19 protein-coding genes are annotated in these 17779 nt (G+C 60.2%); 10 read left to right on the top strand and 9 right to left on the bottom strand.

The annotated features are described in order from the left end of the window. Positions 1 to 72 precede the first annotated feature (72 nt). Positions 73 to 1380, top strand: coding sequence for a glycolate oxidase subunit GlcF (gene glcF / locus ACP7E6_RS06780; protein WP_426228968.1), 1308 nt, complete (start codon positions 73 to 75; stop codon positions 1378 to 1380). A 270-nt stretch (positions 1381 to 1650) separates the two neighbouring features. On the opposite strand, the gene ACP7E6_RS06775 is transcribed toward glcF, so the two are convergent. Together ACP7E6_RS06775 and ACP7E6_RS06770 are read right to left on the bottom strand one after the other, a co-directional pair. Beyond that, positions 1651 to 2340 carry a L,D-transpeptidase gene (locus tag ACP7E6_RS06775; protein ID WP_426228967.1) on the bottom strand — a complete coding sequence of 230 codons (690 nt, stop codon included), beginning with the start codon at positions 2338 to 2340 and terminating at the stop codon, positions 1651 to 1653. A 167-nt stretch (positions 2341 to 2507) separates the two neighbouring features. Further along, positions 2508 to 3269 (bottom strand): L,D-transpeptidase, encoded by a 762-nt coding sequence (locus ACP7E6_RS06770; protein ID WP_426228966.1) that lies wholly within the window; start codon positions 3267 to 3269, stop codon positions 2508 to 2510. Between the two features lie 294 nt (positions 3270 to 3563). Between ACP7E6_RS06770 and ACP7E6_RS06765 the strand changes: the two genes are divergently transcribed. Beyond that, the gene (locus ACP7E6_RS06765; RefSeq protein ID WP_426228965.1) at positions 3564 to 4193 is read left to right on the top strand and encodes a DNA-3-methyladenine glycosylase I; all 630 of its coding nucleotides are present in this window, start codon (positions 3564 to 3566) and stop codon (positions 4191 to 4193) included. 30 nt (positions 4194 to 4223) lie between these two features. Here ACP7E6_RS06765 and ACP7E6_RS06760 read toward each other — a convergent pair whose 3' ends face one another. Both ACP7E6_RS06760 and ACP7E6_RS06755 read right to left on the bottom strand, forming a co-directional pair. Beyond that, entirely contained in the window at positions 4224 to 4439 is a 216-nt protein-coding gene (locus ACP7E6_RS06760; protein WP_426228964.1) for a hypothetical protein, read from the bottom strand. Positions 4440 to 4572: 133 nt separating this feature from the next. Continuing rightward, the gene (locus ACP7E6_RS06755) at positions 4573 to 4983 is read right to left on the bottom strand and encodes a hypothetical protein (RefSeq protein WP_426228963.1); all 411 of its coding nucleotides are present in this window, start codon (positions 4981 to 4983) and stop codon (positions 4573 to 4575) included. A gap of 285 nt (positions 4984 to 5268) precedes the next feature. Here ACP7E6_RS06755 and ACP7E6_RS06750 point away from each other — a divergent pair, with 285 nt between their 5' ends. The 5 genes from ACP7E6_RS06750 to hisG all read left to right on the top strand — a co-directional run bounded on the left by ACP7E6_RS06750 (position 5269) and on the right by hisG (position 10048). Continuing rightward, a complete protein-coding gene (locus tag ACP7E6_RS06750; protein ID WP_426228962.1) occupies positions 5269 to 5892 on the top strand; it encodes a helix-turn-helix domain-containing protein in 624 nt (207 codons plus the stop codon). Positions 5893 to 6003: 111 nt separating this feature from the next. Next, positions 6004 to 7629 carry a histidine--tRNA ligase gene (gene hisS, locus ACP7E6_RS06745; RefSeq protein WP_426228961.1) on the top strand — a complete coding sequence of 542 codons (1626 nt, stop codon included), beginning with the start codon at positions 6004 to 6006 and terminating at the stop codon, positions 7627 to 7629. Between the two features lie 195 nt (positions 7630 to 7824). Then, positions 7825 to 8196 (top strand): VOC family protein, encoded by a 372-nt coding sequence (locus ACP7E6_RS06740; RefSeq protein WP_426228960.1) that lies wholly within the window; start codon positions 7825 to 7827, stop codon positions 8194 to 8196. Positions 8197 to 8213: 17 nt separating this feature from the next. Continuing rightward, positions 8214 to 9353 carry an ATP phosphoribosyltransferase regulatory subunit gene (locus ACP7E6_RS06735; RefSeq protein ID WP_426228959.1) on the top strand — a complete coding sequence of 380 codons (1140 nt, stop codon included), beginning with the start codon at positions 8214 to 8216 and terminating at the stop codon, positions 9351 to 9353. Further along, a complete protein-coding gene (gene hisG / locus ACP7E6_RS06730) occupies positions 9350 to 10048 on the top strand; it encodes an ATP phosphoribosyltransferase (protein ID WP_426228958.1) in 699 nt (232 codons plus the stop codon). Before ACP7E6_RS06735 ends, hisG begins: the two co-directional genes overlap by 4 nt. A gap of 18 nt (positions 10049 to 10066) precedes the next feature. On the opposite strand, the gene ACP7E6_RS06725 is transcribed toward hisG, so the two are convergent. Both ACP7E6_RS06725 and ACP7E6_RS06720 read right to left on the bottom strand, forming a co-directional pair. After that, positions 10067 to 10387 (bottom strand): type II toxin-antitoxin system RelE/ParE family toxin, encoded by a 321-nt coding sequence (locus tag ACP7E6_RS06725; protein WP_426229431.1) that lies wholly within the window; start codon positions 10385 to 10387, stop codon positions 10067 to 10069. A 5-nt stretch (positions 10388 to 10392) separates the two neighbouring features. Next, positions 10393 to 10656: a ribbon-helix-helix domain-containing protein gene (locus tag ACP7E6_RS06720; protein ID WP_426228957.1), complete on the bottom strand. Its 264-nt coding sequence runs from the start codon at positions 10654 to 10656 to the stop codon at positions 10393 to 10395. 175 nt (positions 10657 to 10831) lie between these two features. On the opposite strand from ACP7E6_RS06720, the gene ACP7E6_RS06715 reads away from it, so the two are divergent. Together ACP7E6_RS06715 and ACP7E6_RS06710 are read left to right on the top strand one after the other, a co-directional pair. Continuing rightward, positions 10832 to 11539 carry a glutathione binding-like protein gene (locus tag ACP7E6_RS06715; RefSeq protein WP_426228956.1) on the top strand — a complete coding sequence of 236 codons (708 nt, stop codon included), beginning with the start codon at positions 10832 to 10834 and terminating at the stop codon, positions 11537 to 11539. A gap of 103 nt (positions 11540 to 11642) precedes the next feature. Continuing rightward, a complete protein-coding gene (locus tag ACP7E6_RS06710) occupies positions 11643 to 12860 on the top strand; it encodes an NAD(P)/FAD-dependent oxidoreductase (RefSeq protein WP_426228955.1) in 1218 nt (405 codons plus the stop codon). A gap of 28 nt (positions 12861 to 12888) precedes the next feature. On the opposite strand, the gene ACP7E6_RS06705 is transcribed toward ACP7E6_RS06710, so the two are convergent. The 3 genes from ACP7E6_RS06705 to groES form a co-directional block, all read right to left on the bottom strand. Continuing rightward, entirely contained in the window at positions 12889 to 13338 is a 450-nt protein-coding gene (locus ACP7E6_RS06705; RefSeq protein WP_426228954.1) for a hypothetical protein, read from the bottom strand. 803 nt (positions 13339 to 14141) lie between these two features. After that, positions 14142 to 15785 (bottom strand): chaperonin GroEL, encoded by a 1644-nt coding sequence (gene groL / locus ACP7E6_RS06700; protein ID WP_426228953.1) that lies wholly within the window; start codon positions 15783 to 15785, stop codon positions 14142 to 14144. Between the two features lie 66 nt (positions 15786 to 15851). Beyond that, the gene (groES, locus tag ACP7E6_RS06695; RefSeq protein ID WP_275789194.1) at positions 15852 to 16148 is read right to left on the bottom strand and encodes a co-chaperone GroES; all 297 of its coding nucleotides are present in this window, start codon (positions 16146 to 16148) and stop codon (positions 15852 to 15854) included. A gap of 169 nt (positions 16149 to 16317) precedes the next feature. On the opposite strand from groES, the gene chrA reads away from it, so the two are divergent. Next, positions 16318 to 17697, top strand: coding sequence for a chromate efflux transporter (gene chrA, locus ACP7E6_RS06690; RefSeq protein WP_426228952.1), 1380 nt, complete (start codon positions 16318 to 16320; stop codon positions 17695 to 17697). The last annotated feature ends 82 nt before the right edge of the window (positions 17698 to 17779 follow it).

Raw genomic sequence — 17779 nt, 5'->3', positions numbered from 1 at the left:
GGAGATGTCCCGGAGGGACAGAGGGGGGTATGCGTCCCCGGATAAGGGGCCAGACATGGGGAATGCCACCTGATGCAGACCAACTTCACCCCCGATCAGCTCACCGATCCGCATGTGGCCGAATCCGAGGGGATCCTGCGCAAATGCGTACATTGCGGCTTTTGCACCGCCACCTGTCCCACCTATGTGACGCTCGGCAACGAGCTCGACAGTCCACGCGGGCGGATTTATCTGATCAAGGACATGCTGGAAAACGGCCGCCGGGCGGATGAGGAAGTGGTCACCCATATCGACCGCTGCCTGTCGTGCCTGGCCTGCATGACCACCTGTCCGTCGGGCGTCGATTACATGCATCTGGTCGATCATGCCCGGGTCCATATCGAGCAGACCTACAAGCGCCCCTTGAAGGACAGGCTGGTGCGCAGCGTGCTGGCGGCGGTATTGCCCTATCCCGGCCGGTTCCGGCTGGCGCTGAAGGCGGCCCGGCTTGGTCAGCCGCTCGCGGCGGCGATGAAGCGGGTGCCGTTCCTCAAAACCTTCGGCGTCATGCTGGAGCTTGCACCCTCAGACATAGCCCCGGCATCCGCAGCATCCGTGCCCGGCATCCGCGCTGCCCAAACCGAAAAACGCGGCCGGGTCGCCATTCTCACCGGTTGCGCCCAGCCGGTGCTGAAGCCCGGGATCAACGAGGCAACCATCCGGCTGTTGACGCGGTTCGGCGTCGAGGTCGTGGTGCCGCAAGGCGAGGGCTGTTGCGGCGCGCTGGTGCACCATATGGGCCGCGAGGAACAGGCGCTTGCGGCTGCCCGCCGCAATGTCGATGTCTGGGTGAAGGCTGCCGATACGGGCGGGCTCGATGCCATCATCATCACCGCGTCCGGCTGCGGCACCACCATCAAGGATTACGGCCATATGCTGCGGCTCGATCCGGCCTATGCGCAAAAGGCCGCGCGTGTCTCGGCTCTGGCCAAGGACATTACCGAATATCTGGCGACGCTCGATCTGCCCCGCCAGGAGCCAAAAAACCTGATCGTCGCCTATCATTCGGCCTGCTCGATGCAGCACGGCCAGAAGATCACCCTGGCGCCGAAACTGTTGCTGCGCAATGCCGGCTTCACCGTCCGCGATCCGGCCGAAGGCCATCTCTGTTGCGGCTCGGCCGGTACCTACAACATCCTGCAGCCGGAAATTTCGGCGACGCTCAAAGCGCGCAAGGTGAAGAACATCGAGGCGACCAAGGCCGACATCATCGCCACCGGCAATATCGGCTGCATCACCCAGATCGCCACCGGCACATCCATGCCGATCCTGCACACGGTCGAATTGCTGGACTGGGCCTATGGCGGCGAGCAGCCCGCCGGCATTTCACCCTCCCCTTGAGGGGGAGGGTCGGCGCAAAGCGCCGGGGTGGGGTGATCTGCGGCATGCACAATGGATTGTGGTGTTTGCGGTGGGTCACCCCCACCCGCGGCTGCGCCGCGACCTCCCCCCTCAAGGGGGAGGTAAAAATCCCTCTTCTCCCCGCCGGGGAGAAGGTGGCCCGCAGGGCCGGATGAGGGGGCGGTACGCCCCGGTTTTGCCGAAGCACCCCATCATCGCCTCGCTACATCAGGCACTTCTCCTCGCAGGGGAGAAGAGGGAGATAGACCCTCAGCCGCCGAAGATCGTCCGCAGGAGGTCGACGCCACGGTCATTGTAGGAGACATTGCCCTGCTTGTTGCCGGGGCCGACGACGATGACCTTGGTGCCGATCGAGGCGCGTTCGTAGAGGTGCTCGACATCCTTGTTCATCATGCGGATGCAGCCGGACGACATGTTGAGACCGATCGTCCAGGGCTGGTTGGTGCCGTGAATGCGGAAGCCGGAATCGTTGCCGCCCTTGTAGAGATAGAGCGCGCGGGCGCCGAGCGGATTGTCGATGCCGCCTTCCTGGAAGGCGGGAAGGATATGCCCCTTCTTGCGCTCGCGGGCGATCATTTCCTTCGGTGGTGTCCAGCCCGGCCATTCGGCCTTGCGCTGCACCTTGACGACGCCCGACCAGCCAAAGCCTTCGCGGCCGACGCCGATGCCGTAGCGGGTCGCCCGGTTCGGGCCTTCGATATAATAGAGATATTTGTTGTTGGTATCGACGATGATGGTGCCCGGTGCTTCATCCGTGCTCAGCCGAACCTTGGTGCGCCAGAACTTTTGCGCCGGCTTCCGCTCCGTTGCCACCAGCGTGACGTCGGAATTGGCCTTTGCGCCGGGTTCGCCCGGCATGAAAGCCGAGGCGCTTGAGGCGCTAAACGTAACAGCAGCGGCAAATCCAATCGCGGCCATTGTCTGCAAGACATATTTCATAGGCAGTTCCCTCATCCAGTCCCAAGTTGCGAAACGCTATTCAATATCGCGTTTTACGCAAGTCTTATGGGTTCTGGTTAGGGCAAATGTGATCGATCGGGCTGCAACCCAAGGCGCCGCTGTTGCCGAAAGGCCACGGTGCGGCCCTTCGGCGGGTAAGCGGCGGCTTAGATGACGATGACCTTGGTGCCGACCTTCACGCGTTCGTAGAGATCGCTGACGTCTTCATTGCGCATGCGGATGCAGCCCGACGAAACTGCGTAACCGATCGTCCAGGGCGCGTTGGTGCCGTGGATGCGGTAGAGCGTCGAGCCGAGATACATGGCCCGTGCGCCAAGCGGATTTTCCGGGCCGCCACTCATGCTGACCGGCAGAAAGTGCCCCTTGGCCGCCTCGCGGGCACGCATTTCGGCAGGCGGCGTCCAGTTGGGCCATTCGGCCTTGCGGGTCACCTTGTGGGCGCCGGCCCATTCGAAGCCCGGCTTGCCGACGCCGACGCCGTAGCGCCGCGCCGCGCCGTTGCCGGTGACAAGATAGAGGAACCGGTTGTTGGTATCGATGATGATCGTGCCGGCCTTTTCCTGGCTGTCATAGGCAACGGTCTGCGGCAGGAATTGCGGGTCCAGTTGCCGCACCGGCCTCTGGGCGCGCGTCATCGCCACCGGTTGGGCAATACCGGCGCCGGAGCGCTGGACGCGCTGCTGGAACAGATACTGTTTTCGGGTGGCGCCCGGCTGCTGAACCGCGATAGGCCGCTGCTGACGATAGACGACGCGCTCCGGTGTGCCGCCGAGTTGGGTTACCCAGGGCGCGGTCAGGTCCGGGCTGATGACGACAGGCGGCCGGTTCTGATACCGGTCCTGCGCCTCGGCAAGACTGGTCAGCGCAACGAGCAGGGATGTGGCAAGGATCAGGGTTTTCTTCAGCATCGGACGGGCTCATTACCTTTCGCCGGGATCTGTCATAGCTTCGCCGTCCGCGGTTCAGCGGATGACAAGCGGTACGGACGCCAATTAAAGGATTGGCGGAATGGAAGGATCGTGGCACCCGCCAGCAACCGAATGGTAAATGCCGGTTCATTAAAACCCCTTCGCCCGGATAAAGCTTTGGGTAGGGTTATCGGAGGCTTTAGGACTATGGTTGGCAATCGGTAAACGGCAGCGTGGCGCGTTCATGACGGGCAGTGGTCGCCGTGGAAGTTGAAACAATTCAGGGAGAATCGCGTGACTGCAAAGGGCATCATCACCGGGGAGGACGGTATCGACCGCTGCGCCTGGCATGCCAATCTGGCGGATTATCAGCGCTACCATGACGACGAGTGGGGCAAGCCGATGGCCGATGATATCCGGCTGTTCGAAAAGATCTGCCTGGAAGGCTTTCAGTCCGGCCTCTCATGGCTGACCATCCTGCGCAAGCGCGAGGCCTTTCGCGCTGCCTTTGCCGGTTTCGATTTCGATGTGGTGGCGACCTTCGGCGATGAGGATATCGTCCGTTGCCTGGGCGACGCCGGCATCGTGCGCCATCGCGGCAAGATCGTTTCGACGATCAACAATGCCAAACGGGCGCAGGAACTGAAGGCCGAGTTTGGTTCGCTGGCGCGCTATTTCTGGAGCCATGAGCCGGGCGGCAACGAGCGGCCGAAGGTGGTCACCTGGGAGGCGATTGTTGCCAACCCGACGACGCCGACCTCGACGCTCATTTCCAAGGACTTGAAAAAGCGCGGCTGGACCTTTGTCGGCCCGACCACGGTCTATGCCTTCATGCAGGCGATGGGCCTGGTCAACGATCATATCGAAGGCTGCTACTGCCGCAGCCGGATCGAAGACCTGCGGAGCGCGTTCGTGCGGCCCTAGACATTGCATCCTGACCCGGATGGCAGAGGCCTAAAAGAGATCGTCGGGCATGCCGTGCAGCCGGGTGGTGGGGCGGTTGTTCTGGTAAGGCAGCCCGATGGCGAAGATCACCAGCATGGCGCCGATCACCAGCCATTCCCTGTTGCCCGACATGGCCATGCCGGGAATGATGTTGGAGCCTTGCAGCATCCACAGGCCGCCGAGCAAGATGATGACGATGCCTGCGATATTCTTGAATACCTTCATGACGTCCTCCCACGCACTGGAGGAAATTATGTGCCCAAGGTGGCGTTCGGTCAACATCCGTCAAAAGCACCGCCGGCAGGCGCTGCAGACAAGCACCGGCGGCGCCTCGATCGGCTCAAAGGTGGCCGCTCCGTCAGCGTCCCGGCATTGAAAAGGCAAAGATACCCTGCATGCGGCCGGTCGCGGCTTCCGCATCGATCGACGATGTCCCGATGCAGAAGAGCGGGCCAGCGGAAGAATCGGTGATATCCGTGCAATAACAGAAGGATGAGGCCGCAGCCGTTGCTTCTTCCAGAATGCTCAGGACGATCTTGCGATGATTTTCCGCGTATCCGCGAATGATATCCAGCAACCCGCAGAGGCTCTGCTCAAGCGCGTGAACACGCTGTGCCACCTCGCCGACAAAGAATATGCCGGTGGAAAGATCGCAGTGCCAGCCCTCGATGACAAAATCATGCCCGGTGAGTTCGGCGATCCACTCTTCGTGGGCGCGCGTGTCCTCGGGAAGGATCGTGCCGAAGCCGGGTTTCACCAATCTGAGCATGCTGTTCCGCTTTTTCATGGCCGCCGGTACGCGGCATTTTCAAGTTTGAGACGTTTTCTGCAGCATGTTGAGGGCGCTCATCAAAAAGCGCTTTACAGGCAGCCGGAAAAGCGCTGTCTCTGATGGTTCGCCGCAGCGTTGCAGTCAGCAGAAATCGGTCTTCATGGTTTTAAAAAATAGTCGACAAAAGCTTTTGCCGAAACCGTGGCAATTGATCATTGACTCTTCCTTTGGCGCATTGAAATTTCCCGTCACAACTCCTGATTTTACAAAAAGTTGCATTGTATGAATCTGATTCGGGGCGAACTGATCGGGCAATTGCAGGCCTACCGGTTGAAGGCCGGGCTGACGCAGGGCGACATTGCCTGGAAACTGGGCTTTTCGCTGCCGACCGTCTCGCGTTGGGAACGGGGCATCTGCACGCCGGACCTGCGCGCCATCGGTGCCATCGTCGATTTCCTGCGGCGTGCTGACGCACATACGGAAAGGGTCCTTTTGCAATCGATCCTGTCGGCCAAGGACAGCCGCAATCTCTGGGAGGGCGAAGATATCCGCTATCTCGCCGGCTCGCGGCAGGAATTCACGGATACGCCGCTGATGCGGGCGATGGTCGGCAAAAGCATCCGCCGTTACATGACCGGGCTCTATCACGATTTCATCGAGGATCAGGCAACAGTTGCGAGCCTGAAATCAGGCGAACTGGCCAGCATCGATTTCTACGGCGGGGCGGCCATGTCGCTGACCAGCATTCCCGATGGCTTCGTGCAATTCAAGCGAATGAGCTTCCAGTCGGAAGTCAGGGGCATCATCCGCGGCGACACCCATACGATCCTCATTCCTGCGGCCGAAGCACCCATGGCAGAGGGCGCGATCGTTCACAGCTGGGATACGCTGTCACGGCCGCTTTAGGCCGGTGCCGGCAGCGCAAAGACTTGCCGCCATGGCCTTGATCGGCTAGGGAAAGCGCCAATTCCCATGACGGATCGGGCATGACCGATCGACGCTGAAAGTGTTGCTGCCATGAACGACAAAAAGAAGAAGCCACAGAAGCTGAGAGCCCGGCTGCCGCGCGGTTTTGTCGATCGCTCCGCCGCCGACATCCGCGCCGTCAACGAGATGACCGCAAAGATCCGCGAAGTCTACGAGCGCTACGGCTTCGACCCAGTCGAAACGCCTTTGTTCGAATATACCGATGCGCTCGGAAAATTCCTGCCCGACAGCGACCGCCCGAACGAGGGCGTCTTCTCGCTGCAGGACGATGACGAGCAATGGATGAGCGCCCGCTACGACCTGACGGCGCCGCTCGCCCGCCATGTCGCTGAAAATTTCAACGATATCCAGCTGCCCTACCGCACCTATCGCGCCGGCTACGTCTTCCGCAACGAAAAGCCGGGTCCGGGCCGTTTCCGCCAGTTCATGCAGTTCGATGCCGATACGGTCGGCGCCGCCGGTGTCCAGGCGGATGCCGAAATGTGCATGATGATGGCCGATACGATGGAAGCGCTGGGCATTGCGCGTGGGGATTATGTAATCCGGGTCAACAACCGCAAGGTTTTGGACGGTGTGCTCGAAGCCATCGGCCTTGGTGGTGAGGAGAATGCTGGGCGAAGGCTAAATGTGCTGCGGGCGATGGACAAGCTCGATAAGTTTGGGCCGGAAGGCGTGAAGCTGCTGCTCGGTCCCGGCCGCCAAGACGAGTCCGGTGATGTCACCAAGGGTGTCGGGCTTAATGACGAACAGATTTCAAAAGTTCTACTCGTCTTATCGCCCGGTTCTGCGAAAAACTCTAACCTGTCTCAGGCGATTGCCACAGACGCAAAATCGGCAGATTTTTGGTCGGGTCTAGGACTTGGACTAAACTCCGATGAAGGCGCCGACGCCTTCTACGACAACAGTCTTTATCTTGAAGGCCGCCGATCTGCGGTGAGCGACAGTGTCACAGGCACGGCGGGCATCGATGAGCTGATTCAAATAAACGCGTTGTGCCGTGCTGCGGGCTATGGTTCGCAAATGGTTCGTATCGATACTTCGGTAGTCCGTGGCCTCGAATACTACACCGGCCCCGTCTTTGAAGCCGAACTCCAGTTCGCCGTCACCAACGAAAAGGGAGAAAAGGTCGTCTTCGGCTCAGTCGGTGGTGGTGGCCGTTACGATGGCTTGGTCTCCCGCTTCATGGGCCAGCCGGTACCGGCAACGGGCTTTTCCATCGGCGTCTCGCGCCTGATGACGGCGCTGAAGAACCTTGGCAAGCTCGGCATGGAGGAAGTCATCGCCCCGGTCGTCGTCTGCGTCATGGACCGCGATATTGAAAGCCTTGGCAAGTACCAGCAATTCACCCAGGCGCTGCGCCATGCCGGCATCCGTGCCGAAATGTACCAGGGCAACAAGAAGAACTTTGGCGACCAGCTGAAATATGCCGACCGCCGCGGCTCGCCGCTCGCCATCATCCAGGGCGGCGACGAACGCGCGCAGGGGGTCGTGCAGATCAAGGACCTGATCGAAGGCAAGCGCCTGTCCGGCGAGATCGAGGACAACACGGCGTGGCGCGAAGCCCGCGTGGCGCAGGTCTCGGTGCCCGAAGCAGACCTCGTCGCCAAGGTGCGCGAAATGCTGGCCGAGCAGGCGGAAGACCGGGCGCGCGGATAGGGCGGAACTGAGTGTGTGGATGGTTCACCCCCCTCTGTCAGCCTTGCTGACATCTCCCCCTCAAGGGGGGAGATCATTCTTTTCCCCCGCGTCCAATGTCAGGGAGGCAACGAGCTTGCGGCCAATCTCCCCCCTTGTGGGGGAGATGTCCCGGAGGGACAGAGGGGGGTGGGGCCGCTTGGGAACAAAACGCCCATGGTAGCGCTCCTATCCGTCCATCACGTCCAGCTCGCCATGCCGGCAGGCGGAGAAGATCAGGCCCGCGTTTTCTATTCCGGTCTACTTGGTATGTCAGAGCGAGAAAAACCGGCCAATCTGGCCAAGCGTGGCGGTTGCTGGTTCGAAGCAGGTGCGCTGAAGGTGCATCTCGGCGTCGAGGCGGATTTTCGCCCGGCTCTCAAGGCTCATCCGGCCTTTCTGGTCGATGACCTCGTGGCTTTGGCGAAAAACCTTAAGGCTGCGGGCTGCCGGGTTGTTGATGATGAGCCGCTTGAAGGGTATGAGCGGGTCTATGTCTACGATCCGTTCGGCAACCGCATCGAACTGATCCAACCTTTGGTGCCTTGAAGGATAACTGCCGGTTCATGCCCCTGATCAACCTCCCAGCCTTTGCCGCTGACCTCTTGGCCGATTTCGAGCGGTTGGGAACGCTGCGTGTCGATACGCCGGTGATCCAGCCGGCCGAGCCGTTCCTCGATATGGCCGGCGAAGACCTGCGCCGCCGTATCTTCATGACCGAGAGCGAGACGGGCAAGAGCCTCTGCCTGCGCCCGGAATTCACCATCCCCGTCTGCCTGCGCCATATCGAGACCGCCACCGGCACGCCGCAGCGCTATTCCTATCTCGGCGAAATCTTTCGCCAGCGGCGGGAAGGGGCGAACGAGTTCTACCAAGCCGGTATCGAGGACCTCGGCGAGACGGATGTGGCGAGCGCCGATGCCCGCGCCATCAGCGATGCCATCGCCATTCTCACCGCGCGCCTGCCGGGCAAGACGCTCAATGTGACGCTCGGCGATCAGTCGGTGTTCGAAGCCGTGGTCGCCGCCTGCGGGCTGCCCGCCGGCTGGCAGAAGCGCCTGATCCACGCTTTTGGCAATCCAGCCCAGATCGACACCCTTTTGACACGGTTGTCGAGCCCGCAGCCGGTCACCGGGCTCAGCGCCGAGATCGAGGCGCTGCTGGCATCCGGCGATGATGCCACGCTGATTGCCCATCTCGACGAGACGATGGAGGCCACCGGCTATTCCACCAATGCCAGCCGCAGCCCGACGGAAATTGCCGCCCGGTTGAAGGAAAAGCGGGCGCTGGAAAAGACCGCGCTCGATGGCCGCACGCTTTCCGTCCTGCGCCAATTCCTGTCGTTGAACATGCCGCTTGCCGATGCACCGGCTGCCCTTTTTGCGTTTGCGGAAAAATCCGGGCTGACGCTTGACGGCGCCCTGTCGCGGTTTGACGCGCGTGTCGCAGCGCTCGGCATTGCCGGTGTCGATGCCAAGGCGCTCACCTACCGCGCCGCCTTCGGCCGCCCGCTCGATTATTACACAGGCATGGTCTTCGAGATCGTCATCGAAGGTTCTTCGGCGGTGTTGGCCGGTGGCGGCCGGTTCGACCGGCTGATGACGCTGCTCGGCGCAAAGCAACGCATTCCGGCCGTCGGCTTCGCACTCTGGCTCGACCGGATGGAGCAGGCGCTCGCCAGGCCAAAAGCGGAGGCCGCCCGATGACCATCACCATCGCGCTGCCCTCCAAGGGCCGGATGAAGGACGATGCCTCCGCCATCTTCGAAAAGGCAGGCCTCAAGATTGTCGCCGTCGGCAACGAGCGCTCCTATCGCGGCCGTGTCGAAGGCCTCGACGATGTCGAGATCGCCTTCCTGTCGGCGTCAGAAATCTCCCGCGAAATCGGCAGCGGTTCGATCGATTTCGGCGTCACCGGCGAAGACCTGATCCGCGAAGGACTGTCGGAAGCCGATGCCCGCGTCGAATTCTGCGCCCGGCTCGGCTTCGGCCATGCCGATGTCGTCGTCGCCGTCCCGGAAATCTGGCTCGATGTCGATACCATGGCCGACCTTGGCGATGTCGCCGCCGATTTTCGCGCCCGCCATGGCCGCAGGCTGGCGATCGCCACCAAATACTGGCGCCTGACCCAGCAGTTCTTCTCGTCCCAGCACGGCATCCAGCTCTACCGCATCGTCGAAAGCTTAGGGGCCACCGAAGGCGCACCGGCCTCCGGTTCGGCCGATATCATCGTCGATATCACTTCGACCGGCTCGACGCTGAAAGCCAACCACCTGAAGATCCTCTCGGATGGCATCATGCTGCGATCTGAGGCCTGTCTGGTACGGGCGCGCAAGGCCGAGCATGCGGGCGATCCGCTGGTGGCAAAGATTATCGAGGCGGTACAGAGAGCTGTCGCCTAGCCTTGTGGCCGGATGGCGTCATTCCTTTGGTGTTTGACGCAGAAGCGCCGCGTAATCGCGGCGTCCCGAGAAAACATTGGTGATCCAGACAGTTTGATCGCGAACGATGTAGAGGATCACGGCCTTCCGCTCGAAGTGGACCACACGGATGCCCGGCCCGAGATCATCTCTCGATACGCCGCCAAAGGGGGCATCACCAATTTTTTCACAGCGCTCGAAGACACGATCAGTGAACCGGGCGGCCGTTACCGCATCGAAGCTTGTTTCCAGGACATAGCTGAACAGGTACTCGATATCTTCAACAGCATCGGCGCGATATTCGACCGGGAAGCGCTGCATCGCGATCAACTGTTATGTTTCACATAAAGCGCGTCGAGCCGTTCCCGCACCTGTTTGCCAGTCAAGTTCGGTCGAGGGTCTTCGAGTGAATGCTTCACGCGGGCACGCAGTCCCTCGATCCGCTCTTCATGTTCTTCTTCCAGTCGTAGCCATGTCCGCATCGCTTCGCGGATGACCTCGCTGGTCGAGGCGTGGGAACCGGCTTCGACGCGGCTCTTGATCGCGTCGACCATTTCGGAGGGAAGCGTGATGCTCAGTTTCTCTACCATGAGATAACTCCAGAGTGTATCTCAGGGAAGGTAGGATAAAATCCTACCGAACGCAATCTGCACGGCGGCTGGCTCTGTGGTCGCCTCAAAAACGTATCCAAAAAATCCCGTTTGTCACCCTGACATTTTGGACACGACTGTCTTATATTCGAATTCCAACCTCAAGGAGTTCCTTATGGCCGATCTCAGTTCCTTCCCGATCACCACCCGCTGGCCCGCCAAAAATCCCGATATCATCCAGCTCTATTCGCTGCCGACGCCGAATGGTGTGAAGGTCTCGATCGCGCTTGAGGAACTTGGTCTACCCTATGAGCCGCACCTGATTTCATTCGGTACCAACGATCAGAAGACGCCCGAATTCCTCTCGCTCAATCCCAATGGCCGTATCCCTGCGATCATCGATCCGAATGGTCCGGGCGGCAAGCCGATCGGCCTGTTCGAGTCCGGCGCCATCCTTATCTATCTCGCCGAAAAGACCGGCAAGCTGATCCCAGCCGATGCGGCCGGACGCTACGAGACGCTGGCATGGGTGATGTTCCAGATGGGCGGCGTCGGGCCGATGTTCGGCCAGTTCGGCCATTTCTTCAAATTCGCCGCCGACAAGGTCGCCAACAATTCCTATCCGATGGAGCGCTACCGCGATGAGGCCAAGCGGCTTCTTGGCGTGCTGGAAGGGCGTCTCGAAGGCCGGCAATGGCTGATGGGCGATCAATATACCATCGCCGATATCACCACCTATTCCTGGATCGAGGGCGCCCGCAAATTCTACGGCGCTGCCGATGTGCTGGAATATGCCAAGTTCCCCAATGTCATGGCCTGGGTTGATCGTGCCCTTGCCCGCCCCGCCGTACAAAAGGGCATGGACATTCCCAAGCGCGACTGATCGCGCGCGCCGCCCAACATGCACATCGTCCGCCCGAGTTGACGACGCTCGGGCGGACAGGCTACGTCTGGGGAAAAGAAGCATTCTCGACGGGTGAACAAACGTGACAGGCAGACTTGTTGTTGTGGGCGGTGGGCAGGCCGCTTTTGCCTTGGTGGCCAAATTGCGGGCCTTGAAGGACGAGCGTCCGATCACGATCGTCGCAGCGGAAGCCAGCCATCCCTATCAACGGCCGCCGCTGTCTAAGAAATACCTGTTGCGCGAAATGGATCTCGACCGGCTGCTCTACCGGCCGGAAAGCTGGTACGCCGAGCACGCTATCGATATCCGCCTTTCCACGTCGGTGACGGCGATCGACCGATCGTCAAAGACAGTCACCCTCAGCGACGGCTCGACGCTGGAGTATGACGTGCTGGCGCTCGCCACCGGCTCGACCCCGCGCAAATTGCCGGCCAGTGCCGGCGGCGATCTCGACGGCGTCTTCGTGGTGCGCGATTTCACCGATGCCGACCGTCTTGCCGAGGAGATGAAGCCCGGCAAACACGCGCTGATCGTCGGTGGCGGCTATATCGGCCTGGAAGCCGCAGCCGTGGCCCGTTCAAGCGGGCTTGACGTCACCGTCATCGAAATGGCCGACCGCATCCTGCAGCGGGTCGCGTCGGTTGCGACCTCCTACCTCGTCAAGGACATTCACACATCGCGCGGCGTCGATATCCGCGAGGGCACCGGCCTTGTCCGGCTCGTCGGCACCGATGGCCGGGTGACATCTGCGGAACTGACCGATGGCTCCACCATTCCGGTCGATCTGGTCATCGTCGGCATTGGCGTGACGGCCAACGACGCGCTGGCGCACGCCGCCGGTCTGGACGTTGCCAACGGCATTGTCGTCGATGGTTTTGGCCGTACGTCCGATCCCTCGATCCATGCAATGGGCGACTGCGCCGTGCTGCCCTGGAAGGACATCCGCATCCGGCTGGAATCAGTCCAGAATGCCGTTGATCAAGCCGAGGCTGTGGCTGCGTTGCTGGCTGGCGGCGAAGCGCCTTACGAGCCCAAACCCTGGTTCTGGTCGGATCAGTATGACGTCAAGCTGCAGATCGCCGGCTTTGGCCACGGTCACGACGAGACGGTGGTGCGCAAGGGACAGCGCGAAGGCAGTATTTCGGTCTGGTATTTCACGGCCGGCAAGCTGGTCGCCGTTGATGCGCTCAACGATGCCAAGGCCTATGTCACCGGCAAGAAGCTGCTGGATCTCGGCCTGACGCCGGACCGGGCTCTGCTCGAGGACCCGCAGACCGATTTGAAGACGCTTCTGCCGTAGCGGCCAAGCGCCCGCCTACCGCCTGCTTCTATTGATGGTGGGCGAAGGCGTGCCTGCGTGCCTCCAGCTGGAAGCGCGGAAAGAAGAACACGCCGGTAATCGAGCCTGAATAGCGTTGTTCCAGCCCCGTCGATTCGCCGATGCAGAAAACCGGCTGTTTCTGACCGGACGGCAGGATGATCGTCGTCGAAAAGCAGAAGGACGAGGAGGTCGTTGCTGCCTGCTCGAAAAGGGCCAGCACGTGATTGCGGTCGGTGGTGTCATAGCAGCGGACCAGGTTGAGCAAGCCGCATTCGGCCTGATTGAGGCCATGCATGGCAGCCGCACTTTCGCCAAGACGAAACAGGCCGTTCGACAGGTCGCCCGACCAGCCTTCGGAAAAGCAGAATTGACCGAGCATCTCCAGCCCGCTTTCGCCATGGGCAAAGGAATCAGCGCTCGCTGGCTGTGCTAGGCCTGTTCTTGCAATCTTAAACAAGGCGGACCCCGGTATGGTCACAAAATCCAAAATTCATTCGTCTGTTCCCGTAAGTGTTCACAAGAAACAATTTCTACTTCTCAACAGGATCGGGCGACGCGGCAAATATATGGCGAGGCATGGTTCGCTGTAAAAAAATAGAAAGCTCAATTTTCTAGTCTTGGGCACGTGCGTCGGCAAGACGAAACAAATTGTATGCGAGGAAAATCTAAAGGCTTTGCGATCTGGAATCAAAAGGATGTTGGGCAAACGGTTAATACGGAAAAGTTGAACTATCTTATTGTCAATTCGTCCGAGTTCTTGATCCCTGTGAATCTGTGGTTCACTTGGAGCGCTGTTATAATTGCTTTTTCTAGCGCTTCAATGGTGTTCAAGAAATATTTTGTGATCCGAGATAAATATTCCCGATTGCAGCGATTTGGCCGAAGTACAATCAGAGCATGATCCGCAGAGCTCGGCAATAAGCCTGAGAGCTTTTCATGGAGATCGTCGAGGGGAAACGAAAAAGGGCAGACCTCGCGGCCTGCCCCAATCCGGAAACCCGGAAAGCTGTATGGGCGGCATGATGTAATAAGGCAACCGCCTTATTACATCATGCCGCCCATGCCGCCACTTCAGCGCGCTTGACGCGCTGAAGCACTTTGGATCATGGGCGAAGCTGTATGGTTGTCATTCGTAATAAGGCAAACGCCTTATTACATCATGCCGCCCATGCCGCCACTTCAGCGCGCTTGACGCGCTGAAGCACTTTGGATCATGGGCGAAGCTGTATGGTCGTCATTCGTAATAAGGCAAACGCCTTATTACATCATGCCGCCCATGCCGCCCATGCCACCCATGTCAGGCATGCCGCCGACAGCCGAATCCTTCTTCGGCAGTTCGGCGATCATGGCTTCCGTGGTGATCAGCAGCGAAGCAACCGAAGCTGCGTTCTGCAGGGCCGTGCGAACAACCTTGACCGGATCGACGATACCCATGGCGATCATGTCGCCGAATTCGCCGGTCTGGGCGTTGTAGCCGAAGTTGTCGGTGTTGCTTTCGAGGATCTTGCCAACGATGATCGAGCCTTCGTCGCCTGCGTTTTCAGCAATCTGGCGAACCAGCGACTGAAGTGCCTTGCGGATGATCGAGATACCGGCGGTCTGATCGTCGTTTGCGCCCTTGAGGTCGAGAACGATCGAGGCACGCAGCAGAGCCGTACCACCACCAGGAACGATACCTTCCTGAACGGCAGCGCGCGTTGCGTTCAGCGCGTCGTCGATACGGTCCTTCTTTTCCTTCACTTCGATTTCAGTCGCACCGCCGACGCGGATGACGGCAACGCCGCCAGCGAGCTTGGCAAGGCGTTCCTGCAGCTTTTCGCGGTCGTAATCGGATGTGGTTTCTTCGATCTGGCCCTTGATCTGAGCAACGCGGCCTTCGATTTCGGCCTTCTTGCCAGCGCCATCGACGATGGTGGTGTTTTCCTTGGAGATCGAAACCTTCTTCGCACGGCCGAGCATTTCGAGCGTGACGTTTTCCAGCTTGATGCCGATGTCTTCGGAGATAACCTGGCCACCGGTCAGGATCGCGATGTCTTCGAGCATGGCCTTGCGGCGATCGCCGAAGCCAGGAGCCTTGACGGCGGCGATCTTCAGGCCGCCACGCAGCTTGTTGACCACGAGCGTAGCAAGAGCTTCGCCTTCAACGTCTTCCGAGATGATCAGGAGCGGCTTGCCGGTCTGAACGACGGCTTCGAGAACCGGAAGCATGGCCTGCAGGTTGGAGAGCTTCTTCTCATGGAGAAGGATGTAAGCGTCTTCCAGCTCGGCAACCATTTTTTCAGGGTTGGTGACGAAGTAAGGGCTGAGGTAGCCACGGTCGAACTGCATGCCTTCGACGACTTCGAGTTCGGTTTCGGCGGTCTTGGCTTCTTCAACCGTGATGACGCCTTCATTGCCGACCTTCTGCATCGCTTCAGCGATGTATTGGCCGATTTCCTTTTCGCCGTTGGCGGAGATCGTGCCGACCTGGGCCACTTCTTCCGAAGTGTTGATCTTCTTTGCCTTGGCAACGAGGTCCTTGACGATGGCTGCGACTGCGAGGTCGATGCCGCGCTTCAGGTCCATCGGGTTCATGCCGGCAGCAACGGCCTTGCCGCCTTCGCGAACGATGGCCTGGGCGAGAACGGTTGCAGTCGTGGTACCGTCACCGGCGATGTCGTTGGTCTTCGAAGCAACTTCGCGGACCATCTGGGCGCCCATGTTTTCGAACTTGTCTTCGAGTTCGATTTCCTTGGCGACGGAAACGCCGTCCTTGGTGATGCGCGGTGCGCCGAAGGACTTGTCGATGATGACGTTGCGGCCCTTCGGACCGAGCGTGACCTTCACTGCGTCTGCGAGGATGTCGACGCCGCGCAGCATCTTTTCGCGCGCGGTACGGCCGAACTTAATTTCTTTGGCTGCCATGTTAAAAACTCCCGGGCTGGTGCCCAACTGGTTTTATGGAAAGTGGAAAGGTGGAAACCGGCTGGATCAGCCGATAACGCCCATGATGTCGGCTTCCTTCATGATCAGAAGGTCTTCGCCGTTGAGCTTGACTTCGGTGCCCGACCACTTGCCGAACAGGATGCGGTCGCCAGCCTTGACGTCGAGCGCGATAAGAGCGCCCTTGTCGTCACGGGTGCCGGTACCGACAGCGACGATCTCGCCTTCCTGGGGCTTTTCCTTGGCGGTGTCCGGAATGATGATGCCACCCTTGGTCTTGGCTTCGGCCTCGATACGGCGCACGACGACGCGGTCATGCAGCGGGCGGAAATTGGTGCTTGTCATTGTCTAATCCCTCGATCAAATGACTTCACGGATCGTCTTCGCGATCCGATGGATGGATGTTAGCACTCCTATTGCTTGAGTGCTAGCGGCCTGGAGATAAGGATGGCCGCGAGATGAGTCAAGAACGGCCTGTCGAAAATATTTCATCGATCATGGTTATCTGACAGGCATGCTCTTGCCCCAACAACACGACCTCAATGTGACACCCGGCCATCCCTCCTTCGCGGAGGCTGCAAAAGTCTGGGCAAGGATCGGTGTGTTGGGTTTTGGCGGCCCGGCGGGGCAGATCGCGCTGATGCACAAGGAACTGGTGGAGCAGCGCCGCTGGATATCCGAGAGCCGGTTCCTGCATGCGCTGAATTTCTGCATGCTCTTGCCGGGTCCCGAAGCGCAGCAGCTTGCCACCTATATCGGCTGGCTGTTGCACGGTACGCGCGGTGGCATCGCCGCCGGACTGCTGTTCATCCTGCCCGGCTTTTTCGTCATTCTCGGCCTGTCCTGCGCCTATGCGCTGTTTCAGCAAACGGATTGGCTGACCGGTCTGTTCTTCGGGCTGAAGGCGGCGGTGCTTGCGATCGTCATCGAGGCCGTCATCCGGGTCGGCCGCCGGGCGTTGAAAACCCGGTTTTCCCTCATCGTCGCGGCGCTTGCCTTCGCAGCCCTGTTCTTTTTTGATCTGCCGTTTCCGCTCGTCGTGCTGGCGGCCGGCGTTGCCGGATACGTCGCCACGCGCCTGCAGCCGGCAACGGGCGAAAAAGCCGTGGCAGCGGCGGCAAAACAGGCACTTGCCGACAGGCCTTCGGTCATCGACAGCAGTTTTTTTCCCGACAGCGCTTCAAGCTGGAGCCGTACGTTTCAGGTTCTCGCCACCTGGCTGGTCCTCTGGATCGCGCCCTTCATCATCATTGGCATCGTGCTCGGTTTCGCCACCGTCTACACCGCCATCGGTCTGTTCTTTTCGAAGATGGCGGTGGTGACCTTCGGCGGAGCCTATGCGGTGCTTGCTTATGTCGCGCAGCAGGCGGTAGAGACCTATCATTGGCTCAAACCCGGCGAGATGCTGGATGGCCTGGCACTGGCTGAAACGACACCGGGACCGTTGGTGCTGGTGCTGTCCTTCGTTGGCTTCATGGCGGCCTTTCGCGCACCGCTGGGGCTTGATCCGCTTGTGTCCGGCTTGCTCGGAGCGACGCTCGCGGCGTGGGCGACGTTCATCCCATGCTTCCTCTGGATCTTTCTGGGCGCCCCCTATGTGGAGACCCTGCGTAACAACCGGGCGCTATCGGGCGCGCTTGCGGCGATCTCGGCGGCCGTCACCGGCGTTATCCTTAATCTGGCCGTCTGGTTCGGCCTGCATGTTCTCTTTGCCAGTGTGGATCGCTTTGCGACAGGGCCGATGTCGATGCCGCTTCCCGTCTGGCAGACATTCCAGCTCTCGGCCTTCTGCCTGGCGCTTCTGGCAGCCGTGCTGTTGTTTTTCTTCAAGCGCGGCGTCGTCGTGACGCTGGCCATCTGCGCGGTTGCCGGTTGGCTGATCCGCGGATTTTAGCGGTTCCATCGCTTTGCACGCCGGAAACCTTGGAATTCGGCCGCGATTTTTCCCGATGGAGACTTGTGTTTTTAACGCCTGC

Origin of the sequence: Pararhizobium sp. DWP3-4, from assembly GCF_049898205.1 — a bacterium.
In the GTDB taxonomy this organism is placed as follows: domain Bacteria; phylum Pseudomonadota; class Alphaproteobacteria; order Rhizobiales; family Rhizobiaceae; genus Pararhizobium.
The sequence above is the reverse complement of the archived record's forward strand: the minus strand, read 5'-3'. Positions and strand labels throughout refer to the sequence as shown.